This is a genomic window from Salinimicrobium marinum, assembly GCF_014651535.1.
GTDB lineage: Bacteria > Bacteroidota > Bacteroidia > Flavobacteriales > Flavobacteriaceae > Salinimicrobium > Salinimicrobium marinum.
This window is the reverse complement of record NZ_BMXB01000016.1, coordinates 55,495-67,965: the sequence shown is the minus strand read 5'-3', so window position 1 is coordinate 67,965 and position 12,471 is coordinate 55,495. Positions and strand designations below refer to the sequence as shown.

12 protein-coding genes are annotated in these 12,471 nt (G+C 40.7%); 7 read left to right on the top strand and 5 right to left on the bottom strand.

What is annotated here, in order from left to right; translation table 11 throughout:
* Positions 1 to 202: 202 nt before the first annotated feature.
* Both recJ and IE056_RS15415 read right to left on the bottom strand, forming a co-directional pair.
* Positions 203 to 1,900: a single-stranded-DNA-specific exonuclease RecJ gene (recJ, locus tag IE056_RS15420; RefSeq protein ID WP_189605623.1), complete on the bottom strand. Its 1,698-nt coding sequence runs from the start codon at positions 1,898 to 1,900 to the stop codon at positions 203 to 205.
* Positions 1,901 to 1,921: 21 nt separating this feature from the next.
* Entirely contained in the window at positions 1,922 to 2,278 is a 357-nt protein-coding gene (locus tag IE056_RS15415) for a HopJ type III effector protein (RefSeq protein WP_189605622.1), read from the bottom strand.
* A gap of 106 nt (positions 2,279 to 2,384) precedes the next feature.
* Between IE056_RS15415 and ade the strand changes: the two genes are divergently transcribed.
* Both ade and IE056_RS15405 read left to right on the top strand, forming a co-directional pair.
* Positions 2,385 to 4,025, top strand: a complete 1,641-nt coding sequence (ade, locus tag IE056_RS15410; RefSeq protein WP_189605621.1) for an adenine deaminase — start codon at positions 2,385 to 2,387, stop codon at positions 4,023 to 4,025.
* Positions 4,026 to 4,118: 93 nt separating this feature from the next.
* Positions 4,119 to 4,499, top strand: coding sequence for a hypothetical protein (locus IE056_RS15405; protein ID WP_189605620.1), 381 nt, complete (start codon positions 4,119 to 4,121; stop codon positions 4,497 to 4,499).
* A 161-nt stretch (positions 4,500 to 4,660) separates the two neighbouring features.
* On the opposite strand, the gene IE056_RS15400 is transcribed toward IE056_RS15405, so the two are convergent.
* From IE056_RS15400 to IE056_RS15390, 3 genes are read right to left on the bottom strand one after another with little or no spacing between them, the layout of a single operon-like run.
* A complete protein-coding gene (locus tag IE056_RS15400; RefSeq protein WP_189605619.1) occupies positions 4,661 to 4,963 on the bottom strand; it encodes a hypothetical protein in 303 nt (100 codons plus the stop codon).
* 52 nt (positions 4,964 to 5,015) lie between these two features.
* Positions 5,016 to 5,687: a 16S rRNA (cytidine(1402)-2'-O)-methyltransferase gene (gene rsmI / locus IE056_RS15395; protein ID WP_189605618.1), complete on the bottom strand. Its 672-nt coding sequence runs from the start codon at positions 5,685 to 5,687 to the stop codon at positions 5,016 to 5,018.
* A 16-nt stretch (positions 5,688 to 5,703) separates the two neighbouring features.
* Complete coding sequence (locus IE056_RS15390; RefSeq protein WP_189605617.1) at positions 5,704 to 6,456, bottom strand: DUF8457 domain-containing protein; 753 nt, start codon at positions 6,454 to 6,456, stop codon at positions 5,704 to 5,706.
* A 100-nt stretch (positions 6,457 to 6,556) separates the two neighbouring features.
* Here IE056_RS15390 and IE056_RS15385 point away from each other — a divergent pair, with 100 nt between their 5' ends.
* The 5 genes from IE056_RS15385 to IE056_RS15365 all read left to right on the top strand — a co-directional run bounded on the left by IE056_RS15385 (position 6,557) and on the right by IE056_RS15365 (position 12,368).
* Positions 6,557 to 7,192 carry a thymidine kinase gene (locus tag IE056_RS15385; RefSeq protein WP_189605616.1) on the top strand — a complete coding sequence of 212 codons (636 nt, stop codon included), beginning with the start codon at positions 6,557 to 6,559 and terminating at the stop codon, positions 7,190 to 7,192.
* 1 nt (position 7,193) lies between these two features.
* Entirely contained in the window at positions 7,194 to 8,303 is a 1,110-nt protein-coding gene (gene alr, locus IE056_RS15380) for an alanine racemase (RefSeq protein WP_189605615.1), read from the top strand.
* 49 nt (positions 8,304 to 8,352) lie between these two features.
* A complete protein-coding gene (gene mscL, locus IE056_RS15375) occupies positions 8,353 to 8,781 on the top strand; it encodes a large conductance mechanosensitive channel protein MscL (RefSeq protein ID WP_189605614.1) in 429 nt (142 codons plus the stop codon).
* Between the two features lie 333 nt (positions 8,782 to 9,114).
* Complete coding sequence (locus IE056_RS15370; protein ID WP_189605613.1) at positions 9,115 to 10,104, top strand: aspartate-semialdehyde dehydrogenase; 990 nt, start codon at positions 9,115 to 9,117, stop codon at positions 10,102 to 10,104.
* 128 nt (positions 10,105 to 10,232) lie between these two features.
* The gene (locus IE056_RS15365; protein WP_189605612.1) at positions 10,233 to 12,368 is read left to right on the top strand and encodes a prolyl oligopeptidase family serine peptidase; all 2,136 of its coding nucleotides are present in this window, start codon (positions 10,233 to 10,235) and stop codon (positions 12,366 to 12,368) included.
* The last annotated feature ends 103 nt before the right edge of the window (positions 12,369 to 12,471 follow it).

Here is a 12,471-nt window from a genome sequence, read left to right as displayed (position 1 = left end):
CCTCCCTTTGCCCCAAATCTACCATGAACTTAACCTACTTATGCTATGGCTTTGCTAATATAGATTAATTTATTGCCTCAATAAATTATTTTAGACCAACTACAGGGATACTGGTTAAATTACAATCAATTAAAACAGCCTGTAAGAAATGGAATATAATTTTGATGGTTTTTTACTGATTTTCAGGAAATTACCTACAAAATCATTCCGATACAATATCTTTAAGTTTCAACTGCATGCTTACGTTGCCATTCCATTCATTTTCATCAATGCAATAGGCTGCTCTCACTTTATTGCCATTAGAAAGTAAATCACATTTACCACCAAGATTAAATCCTATAGCATCAAAAGATTTTTTTGAAGCCCCTTCTACAAAACGACATTTTAAATGCAGGTCATCTCCACCCACGCATTTAGCATAACCGGCATCCTTAAGTTGGGAAGTCATAAAAACGGGCATCATATTATCAGGGCCAAAAGGTGCAAATTGCTTCAGGATTCGGTGGAATTTCGGAGTAATATCGGTAAGGGAAATTTCAGCATCAATGGCTATCTCGGGAATTAGCAGGTTTTTATCTATACTTCCTGAAACCACCTCTTCAAATTTCAGTTTAAAATCTTCATATTGAGATTCCAGCATTGTGAATCCTGCGGCATATTTATGTCCTCCAAACTGTTCTATATGTTCACTGCAGCACTCCAGCGCATCATACACATCAAATCCCTTGACAGATCTTGCAGAAGCCGCCAGTTTATTCCCACTCCTGGTGAAGACCAGCGTGGGCCGGTAATAGGTTTCTGTAAGTCGAGAAGCCACAATTCCAATAACACCTTTATGCCAGTTCTCCTGATAGACTACTGTCGTGAACCGCTCCTGTTCTTTGGCAGCCTCAATTTGCAGTAAGGCTTCGGCAGTAATTGATTTATCGGCATCTTTTCGATCTGAATTGAAGATCTCAATTTCTGAAGCGAAATGCCTGGCGGTTTCTTCGTTCTCTTCGGTAAGAAGGTTCACCGCGTGAAGTCCATGTTTCATTCTACCGGCGGCGTTGATACGTGGGGCTATGATAAAAACAACATCTGTAATGGTAAGTGTTTCTTTCTTCACCTGCTCCAGAATAGCTTTAAATCCTGCACGTGGCGCAGCATTGATCACCCGAAGCCCATGATAGGCAAGAATTCTGTTTTCACCTGTAACAGGAACAATATCGGCCCCTATTGCGGTGGCAACAAGGTCAAGGTATGGAATAAGGTTTTCAATGGTTTCACCTCTGCGGGAACCGAGCGCCTGCAGCAATTTAAAACCTACTCCGCAGCCACACAGCTCCTTGTACGGATACTCACAATCCTGTCGCTTTGGATCAAGTACAGCCACAGCAGCCGGAATCTCTGCACCCGGCCTGTGGTGGTCGCAGATCACGAAATCTATTCCTTTTTCTGAAGCATAGCTTACTTTCTCTATAGCTTTGATACCACAATCGAGTGCTATGATAAGGCTTATATCATTATCGGAAGCGAAATCTATTCCTTTATAGGATACGCCATATCCTTCATCATAACGATCTGGAATGTAAGTAGCAATATTTGGATAAAAGGTTTTCAAATAGGAAGAAACAAGAGCAACGCTGGTGGTACCGTCAACGTCATAATCCCCATAGACCATAATATTCTCACCCTCCTCTATCGCTTTCTCGATGCGAAGAACAGCCTTTTCCATGTCTTGCATCAAAAACGGATCATGCAAATCCTCCAGGGAAGGACGAAAGAATTTCTTAGCATCCTCAAAAGATTCGATGCCGCGCTGCACCAGCAAAGAAGCCACCGGAATGTCTACCCCGAGCGTTTTGGCAAGCACGGCCACTTTTTCAGGATCGGGTTTTGGTTTGAGCGTCCAGCGCATGTTCATCAAAATAAAAGCAGATTAATGTATTAAAAACTTTTCGCGTAATGCCGTTCCTTTATATTTTATTCCAGCCCAGCCGGTTTTCATAAAATTCCGGATATTTTGGTGTTCTTTCCCTTCGGGATTTTCAAGCACATTTTTAAAATAAAATTCTCCGAAACAGGCCAGGGTGAGCTCTTCACTTAGCTGCTGCCGTTTGGCAAAAGCAAAGATCTTACAACTGCCATTATTTTTTCCGGCGAAATTTTCAAGTTTTCCGTTGTTGAAAGCGGTAGGAATAAAGTCATAATGCTCATCTATAACCTCCATCGTTCTGGAAAATGAATTTGCCTGCGGATTCTTTTTCAGTTTGTCTATGAAATCTCCAATTTTCATACTATTGTCTCTTTTCTGCAAAGATGCCGAAATACTCGGCCGCGTCAAAATTATACTTTCAGTAAAGGCTTATAATGCCTAATTTCGCTCCTCTAAAAAATTTTCTATGGAAATTATACAGGGCCAACTTGTAGACATTCAAAATAAACGGATCTTTTCTGCTGAAATTACACTCGGAAAAGGCCGGATTACTGAGATCAGGGAAAAGAAGCACCAGATCAGAAATTTTATCCTTCCGGGATTTATTGATGCGCATATCCACATTGAAAGTTCCATGCTGGTGCCATCGGAATTTGCAAGAATGGCAGTGCTTCACGGTACGGTTGCCACTGTTTCCGATCCTCATGAGATTGCTAATGTCCTTGGAAAAGAGGGGGTGCATTTCATGATCGAAAATGGCAAAAAAGTTCCACTTAAATTCCATTTTGGAGCCCCTTCTTGTGTGCCTGCCACTACTTTTGAATCTGCTGGAGCTGTAATAAATGCCGAAGACGTGAAGGAGCTACTGGAACTTCCTGAAATTCACTATCTCACAGAAATGATGAATTATCCAGGGGTTTTAAATGACGACAAAGAAGTTTATAAAAAAATATTCTATGCCAGGCAGTTCAACAAGCCTGTAGATGGTCATGCCCCGGGATTGCGTGGCAAAGAGGCAAAGAAATACATAGAAGCCGGAATCACTACAGATCATGAATGCTACACCTATGAAGAGGCAGAAGAAAAACTGTCTCTTGGCATGAAGGTAATTATAAGGGAAGGAAGTGCGGCCAAAAATTTTGATGCACTCATAGATTTGCTTCCTGACCATCATGAAAATATGATGTTCTGCTCAGATGACAAACATCCCGATGATTTGATCCTCGGCCATATAAATCAGTTATGCGCACGTGCAGTCGCCAGGGGAATTGATGTTTTCAAGGTTTTACAAGTAGCTTGTGTGAACCCTGCAGAGCATTACAATATGAATGTTGGATTACTGAAAATAGGGGATCCTGCCGATTTTATTGTAGTAAAGGACCTTCAGGAATTCGAGGTATTACAGACCTATATCGACGGAGAACTGGTAGCTGAAAACGGCACCTCAAAAATTCCTTCCGTTGCTTTTGAAAAACCGAATAACTTCAACATTTCTCCCAAAACTCCTGAAGATTTCCAATTACCGGCCACGAAAGCACTTGTAAAAGTTATAGAAGCTGTAGATGGAGAATTAATAACAAATGAACTACACCTGAAGCCTCTTGAGAAGCAGGGAAGTTTTATATCAGATACAGAAACCGATATTTTAAAGATAGCGGTGGTCAATCGTTATGAAAATAGGCCGCCGGCTGTTGCATTCATCAAAAACTTCGGATTAAAAAAGGGTGCCATAGCAAGTTCTGTAGCCCATGATTCCCATAACATTATCGCCGTAGGTACCACAGATGAAGAATTATGCACAGCTGTAAACCTCATTATAGAGAATAACGGAGGGATTTGTGCTGTGAACAGAGAAGACAAAAGGATACTACCACTTCCGGTTGCCGGAATAATTAGTGACAGGAATGGCTGGGAAACTGGTAAATTATACCAGGAAATAGATGCAATGGCAAAAGAACTGGGCAGCACCTTAAAAGCACCTTTTATGTCCCTTTCTTTTATGGCTTTGCTGGTAATTCCCGACCTTAAAATTTCAGACAAAGGATTGTTCAGCGGTAAAAAATTCGGTTTTGTAGATATTTTTGAGGAAAAAACCGGACGTTATTAGAAGTTTGCCGGGACATTTTTCTTGAGAATAGCCTACTGACTGCATGATCTATTATTTTTTTATTAAATTTAATCTTCGCAAAAACAGAAAGTTATGAAAAAGACACTCATATTTTGTATGCTATACATCGGGATCATTTTGACAGGCTGTTCCAATAGTGAAGATGAAAATGATATGAAAAAGACCTACAGCGAAGATACCTGGGAAATTTCTGCTAAAGCTTCTGAAGATACCCAACACAAATATCAGATCATGGAAAATTATCCAACCGAAGGTGGCCCGGTAATTACAAAAAAACCCAATAATGCGAAGGTGAGTGAACTGAGACGTGATGCCGGGATTTATTACGTTTATGAGCCTGAGACCGGCTTTACCGGAACAGATGAGGTGGAGATCACCACGAATATATCTGCCGGCGGGAGCGAAATAGTAGCCAAAAATATCCTGACGCTTAAGATTGTGGTAAACGAGTAAAGAAATAAAAGCTTAAGATTGCCTGTTATTAACTTCATATTTTACAGGCGTTTTTCACACTTATAAAAACAGTTTTCATGGATGAGCGTGATTGTCTTCAGATAATCAGCTACAGAAAATGGGAACATTGCATACTGTCCTTTTCCCGGAACTTAATTTTTTTATATTTCAACGAGTTTTACGATCTCTATTTTAACCAGAGATCCAGCAAAACCACAGTTGCATATTTCTTCAGTTACCCGATATATTATTCGGGATTCAAAAGTACTTTCTGAATATTCACCCGGTAAATTGTTTGTGGTGAAAACTTCATTATTCTCAGTTTTTATAGTGTAGAAACAATTGTCAACTTCAGATTCATCGATATAAATGGTGGCTATTTTAGTTATGGGATCAACAGAATCGTCACTGTCACAACTCAAAAACACAAAAAGGAAAAGAAGTAATAAGGCGGGGTTTTTCATGTTTGAAAGGTTTCATTATGCATTGTTTACAACCTACTTCTAACTTTATTTTCTATTTCTTTCCCCCTACCACAATTACAATTTCTCCTTTAGGAGGCTTTTGGGTATAATGCTCCAGCACTTCTGTCGCTGTACCACGAATTGTTTCTTCGTGAAGCTTGGTAATTTCCCGGGAAACCGAGACCGGCCGATCTTCGCCAAAGAACTCCACAAAATGAGATAGCGTCTTGATCAGCTTATGCGGAGATTCGTAAAAAATGATGGTCCGGGTTTCATCTGCAAGAAGTTTTAACCTCGTCTGCCGGCCTTTCTTCACCGGAAGAAAACCTTCAAACACAAATTTATCGTTGGGGAATCCGCTGTTCACCAGGGCAGGTACAAAAGCAGTTGCGCCGGGTAGGCAGTCTACTTCAATTCCAGCCTCAACGCAGGCGCGGGTAAGTAAAAATCCGGGGTCACTAATGGCGGGAGTTCCGGCATCACTAATGAGGGCGTAGGTTTTTCCGTTTTTTATTTGCTGCACGATTCCTTCCACGGTTTTATGCTCATTATGCATATGATGGCTGTGCATATGTGTATTGATACCGAAATGTTTCAATAGTTTCCCGCTATTGCGGGTGTCTTCTGCAAGAATTGTGTCCACTTCCTTTAAAACACTGACAGCCCTGAAGGTCATATCATCCAGATTTCCAATTGGGGTGGGTACCAAAAATAATTTTGCCATTGGCCTTTGTGCCTCTTTACTCAAATTTGCTTTCTACTATTGCCAGAAACCGGATTTCATACTCCTCTTTTCCTTCCCAGTTATTATAATCAGGCTTCACCATGTTCAGCACAAAATTTACTGCTTCCTCCTTGTTTTTCATGGTATTTAGCTGCGAAAGTACGCGGTTGTAATCGGCCGTACTTCCTTCAAAAAGGTGCTTTACAAATGCGTGCCTGTCATTGATCCCTATTTGAAACGTCTTTTTTAACCGGTCATTTATAGATCTTGGTTTATCAGCTTCGGGTGTTGATCTTGAAGTCACAGGTTCAAACTGCGGGAGGTGATCATAATGTACTCCACCAATATCTTCCATATCGTTCTTCTTGTAGTTTTTTGGAATGATATGGTCGAGCATCTCATCAAATTTCTGAGATTCCGGTGGCATTTGTGCTACTATATCCTTGATCTTTTCGGTATTTGGTTCGGTGATAGCTTCAGAATCGTTAAAAAGTGTTCCGTCGGGTGCAAACCTGTCTGGTTCTTCCTCCTGCTTAGGCTGTTTTTTCTCTTCGGTAGGAGTTATTTGCTTTTCAGGTTCTCTGGTCTCTTTTTCTTCAGAAACTTCTGCAGAAAAAAGATGTTTTTCAGTAAAATTTAAAATCGTTAATCTTTCGTACAGATCCTTGGCCAACTTCTTTAATTCTTCAGAATCAATAGACTCCTGTTGCTTTAAAGACAGTACTTTTTCAGCTAAAGTTATTAATTCCTCTTTCAATTGCTTTTTCATAACTTTCCTGCTTAGGGATTAAATGCGGTTGTATTTTTAATAAATTTGTATCACCTTTATACGAAAGCGAAGTTCGCTTTTTCGTCTTGAAAAATACAAAATGTTTCTCGAAAATACAGTAAATCATAAGGAGCAATTTGGATGGATAGAAGTTATCTGCGGTTCTATGTTCTCGGGAAAGACCGAAGAATTGATTCGCCGACTCAAACGTGCCAAATTTGCCAAACAAAAAGTTGAAATTTTTAAACCTGCCGTTGATATTCGATACAATGAAGAAATGGTGGTCTCCCATGACTCCAATGAGATACGGTCTACTCCTGTTCCTGCTGCGGCAAACATAAGAATCCTTGCCGATGATTGTGATGTGGTAGGAATTGACGAAGCTCAATTCTTTGATGAAGAAATAGTTTCTGTTTGTAATGACCTTGCCAATAAAGGCATAAGGGTTATTGTAGCGGGTCTTGATATGGATTTTAAAGGAAATCCCTTTGGACCTATGCCAAACCTTATGGCCACTGCCGAATATGTTACCAAAGTCCATGCTGTTTGTACCCGCACAGGAAACCTTGCCCAATACAGTTATAGAAAAGCTGCCAGTGAAGATCTTGTATTACTAGGAGAAACCGAAGAATATGAACCTTTGAGCCGCGCTGCATTTTACAAAGCCAGGCTAAAAGAAAAGGTGAAAACGCTGGAGGTTAAGGATCCTGAAGAAATCACCTCCAAAAAAGTATAACATGCCCGTAGCACACGAAACTTTATTGGAAATCGATCTTACTGCACTTGCACATAATTATCACTATTTACGTTCTAAAGTAGAATCAAATGTGAAATTTATGGGTGTGGTGAAGGCATCGGGCTATGGGAGTGATGTAGTTGGTATCGCAAGGAAATTAAAGGAACTGGGAGCAGATTATGTGGCCGTAGCCTATATTTCTGAAGGAATTGCACTTCGGGAAGCAGGGATTGAACTTCCTATCATGGTATTTCATCCGCAGTCGGCAAATTACGAGAGTCTGGTGGAATATTGCCTGGAACCAAGCTTATACAGTGACTTTGTTCTGAAAGAATTTATTTCAACTGCTGAAAAACTGAATCAGAAAAATTTTCCGGTACATCTTAAATTCAATACCGGAATGAACAGACTCGGCCTTTCGGAAGAAGAAGTTGAAATGGTTACCGGCAGATTAAACGCAACAAATTCTGTGAAGGCCGCCTCGGTTTTTTCACATCTTTCGGCCAGTGAAGACTGGCGGGAACGGGAATTTACCCTGCAGCAAATTCATACTTTTCAACGCATTGCTATCCGGCTTTTTGATCAGCTGAAATACGAGCCTCTGCTTCATATCTGTAATACTTCCGGGATAATAAACTATCCCGAAGCTGCTTTTGACATGGTAAGAAGCGGGATTGGCCTATACGGCTACGGAAATGAAAAAAGTGAAGATGAAAAACTGAAACCGGTAGCCACTTTAAAAACCATAATTTCACAGATCCATCACATTAAGAAAGGAGATTCTGTGGGTTATAACCGGGCCTTTACTGCAGAAAAACCTACCAAAACAGCCACTCTCCCAATCGGTTATGCCGACGGGATAAAAAGAGAATACGGCAATGGAACCATTGGAGTATTTATAGGCGGAAAGTATGCGCCCATCATTGGAAATGTATGTATGGACATGATCATGACCGATGTTACAGATATTGATTGTAAAGAAGGAGATGAGGTAATCGTTTTTGGAGGCCCACAACGCGCCACAGATTTTGCCGAAGCAGGGAACACTATTTCTTATGAATTAATTACCGGTATCTCTCAACGAGTAAAGCGGGTACTTATAGAGCATTAGGATTATTGGGGTTTTATCGCCAAATTTGTAGGAACCAATCCAAACAACCATGGCTTTTTTTAAAGACTTTAAAACCTTTCTAATGAAAGGTGACATTATCGCACTGGCAACAGCAGTGGTAATGGGTGCTGCTTTTAACAAGATCATTTCCTCGGTGGTAGCAGATATTATCATGCCTATAATCGGAGTATTAACCGGTGGTGCAGATTTCTCGCAGCAGTTCATTTCCCTGGATGGAAATTCTTACGAAAGCCTGCAGGCAGCACAGGAAGCAGAGGCGGCCGTACTCACGTATGGAAATGTTATCCAGGCAATTATCTATTTTGTAATCGTTGCTTTTTTCATATTTTTGCTCCTTAGAGCTTATGAACGAACCAAGAAAAAGAAAGAAGCCCCTGTGGTCGCAGCTCCAAAAGGTCCTTCTCAGGAAGAATTACTTACCGAAATTAGAGATGAATTGAGACGGAAAAACAATTAAGCACGCACGTAGTAACCGCTACACTATATATTTTAACCCTAAACCACGCTCAAAAGGCGTGGTTCTTTTTTGTTTTTAACGCTGTACTGCAGTATATAATGAATGTTGCATATTTAACATTCTGTACAAAGTGGTTAAATGAATTCAGATTAGAATAATTTCCATGAGCACCGTTCCAATAATTGATTCAAGTACAATACATTTGTAAGTATCGTTCGGGGTTAGTTTCCCGAATGAGTTCACGCAGGTTTTCAGAATCTGTGAAGTATGCAATATAGTAATGGCAAAGTTTAATTAGATTCCCGCCTGCGCGGGAATGACAATTCAAAAAATATGAAAGTAGCAGTCGTTGGCGCCACCGGAATGGTAGGCGAAGTCATGTTAAAAGTACTGGCCGAAAGAAACTTTCCGGTAACGGAATTGTTACCCGTGGCTTCGGAAAGGTCTGTCGGAAAGAAAATTTCTTATAACGGAAGGGAATACGAGGTAATCGGACTTCAGGAAGCAGTAAACCAAAAACCGGAAATTGCTGTTTTCTCAGCAGGAGGTGATACATCCCTGGAATGGGCACCAAAGTTTGCCGAAGTTGGAACTACAGTGATCGACAATTCTTCAGCATGGAGAATGGATCCGACGAAGAAACTCATTATTCCGGAGATAAATGCTTCAGAAATTACTGCAGAAGATAAGATCATCGCCAATCCCAACTGTTCTACCATTCAGTTATTAATGGCTTTGAAGCCGTTGCACGACCGATATAAAATTAAAAGAGTGGTAGTTTCCACTTACCAGTCTATTACCGGAACCGGTGTAAAAGCGGTTGAGCAGCTTGAAAACGAGTATGCCGGAAAACAGGGTGAAATGGCTTATCCTTACCCCATACACAAAAATGCCCTGCCTCATTGTGATGTTTTTGAGGAAAACGGATACACCAAAGAAGAAATGAAACTTACAAAGGAAACCAAGAAGATCCTTGGGGATGACTCGGTCAATGTGAGTGCTACAGCAATCAGGATCCCGGTAGTTGGCGGACATAGTGAAGCTGTAAACGTGGAGTTTTACTCCGACTTTGATGAAGAAGAGGTAAGGAAAATGCTTAGCGAGTTTCCTGGCGTAACCGTTCAGGATAATCCCGACACAAATACATACCCAATGCCAATTTACGCTGAAGGAAAAGATGATGTTTTTGTAGGAAGGATAAGAAGGGATTATTCCCAACCAAACACGCTGAATATGTGGGTCGTGGCAGATAACCTGCGCAAAGGTGCCGCCACAAATGCCGTACAAATCGCAGAATATCTCAAAGAAAATAAACTGGTATAAAGTTTTTATAATATTTAGAATATCCTGTTTCTGAGTTTCCGGAAACAGGATTTTTTGTTCAGAATTCCCTCTGTTACAATCAAAACGATTTTTATACTAACTTTACCACAACTAATTATATTACTTATATGAAAAAAGCAATCATTGGTATCTTCGCTATAGGGCTTCTCTACCCCTGCGGAAGCCTAATAGCACAAGAACAAACTGCCTTGAATTATCCTGAAACTAAAAAAGTAGATACGGTGACCAACTATTTTGGTACCGATATCAAAGATCCTTACCGCTGGCTGGAAGATGACCGCAGCGAAGAAACAGAAGAATGGGTGAAATCCCAGAATGAAGTAACCTTTGGTTATCTTGAATCTATTCCTTTCAGAGAAGAATTGAAAAAACGTCTTTCAGACCTCTGGAACTATGAAAAGATTGGTGCCCCGTGGAAAGAAGGAGATTATATCTATTTTTCCAAAAACGACGGACTCCAAAACCAATACGTTATTTACCGGAAAAAGAATGAAAACGACACACCTGAGATCTTTTTAGATCCGAACAAATTCAGTGAAGACGGAACCACTTCTTTAGGAGGATTGAGTTTTTCTGAAGACGGAAAAACCCTCGCCTACAGCATTTCTGAAGGTGGAAGTGACTGGAGAAAGATCATCGTAATGGATGCTGAAACACGCGAAATCAAAGAAGATACTTTGGTAGATGTGAAATTCAGTGGGGTATCATGGAAAGGCAACGAAGGTTTCTACTATTCCAGCTATGAAAAGCCCGAAGGAAGTGAACTTTCTGCAAAGACAGATCAGCATAAACTATACTACCACAAACTGGGAACAGATCAGGCGAATGATGAATTGATCTTCGGTGGAACTGCCGATCAAAAACACCGTTATGTAGGTGGAAGTGTTTCAGAAGACAATCGCTACCTCTTCATTTCAGCAAGAAATTCGACTTCGGGAGGAAAAATGTTTATGATGGATCTTTCCGAAGCAAATCCACAACTGGTGACTATTCTTGACCATGAAGAAACAGATTCTTACGTGATCGAGAATGTAGGCAGCAAATTATACATTGTTACCAACCGCAATGCACCGAATATGAAGATCGTAACGGTTGATGCTTCCAATCCCGCTCCCGAAAACTGGGAGGATTTCATACCTGAAACCGAAAATGTATTAAGTCCTTCTACCGCCGGTGGATATTTCTTTACCGAATATATGAAAGACGCGGTTTCTAACGTAAAACAGTATGATTACGAAGGAAATCTTGTACGTGAGGTAGAACTTCCGGGAGTTGGTTCTGCAGGAGGTTTTGGAGCCAAAAAAGAAGATGATGTACTATATTATTCCTTCACAAATTATGTAACACCTGGAAGCATTTATAAATATCAGATCGAGGAAGGAACTTCGGAATTGTACAACAAACCAGACATCGATTTCAATCCTGAAAATTTTGAAAGCGAGCAGGTTTTTTATACTTCAAAAGACGGTACAAAGATTCCGATGATCATTACCTATAAAAAAGGCCTGGAACGCAACGGAAAGAATCCGACTATCCTATATGGTTACGGCGGTTTCAACGTGAGCTTAACGCCTTCTTTTAGCATTGCAAACGCCGTTTGGATGGAGCAGGGTGGAATTTATGCCGTTCCTAACCTTCGCGGTGGCGGGGAATACGGAAAAGAATGGCACAACGCCGGAACAAAACTTCAGAAACAAAATGTTTTTGATGATTTCATTGCAGCTGCCGAATACCTTATCGAAGAAGATTATACTTCAAAAGATTACCTGGCAATCCGGGGAGGTTCCAACGGCGGACTTTTAGTTGGTGCCACCATGACCCAACGTCCCGATCTTGTGAAGGTTGCTTTACCTGCTGTGGGAGTGCTCGATATGCTACGTTACCACACCTTTACTGCCGGTGCAGGCTGGGCGTATGATTATGGAACTGCCGAAGACAATGCTGAAATGTTTAATTACCTGTTAAATTATTCCCCGCTTCACAACGTGGATAAAGGAGTAGAATATCCTGCAACTCTGATCACCACAGGTGATCATGATGACAGGGTGGTGCCTGCACATTCCTTTAAATTCGCAGCCGAATTACAGGAAAAACAGGCAGGTAACAATCCTGTTTTGATCCGTATTGAAACAAATGCAGGTCATGGCGCCGGAACTCCAGTAAGCAAAACCATCGAGCAGTACGCAGATATCTTCGGATTTACCCTCTACAATATGGGATTTGAAGTATTACCTGAAAAATAGATAACTAAAGTATAAGGATAACAAAACCTTATTCAAATACTGAAAAGCCTCCGGATTAACATTTTCGGAGGCTTTTTTTATACCCAAATCGTTCCTACCTTTA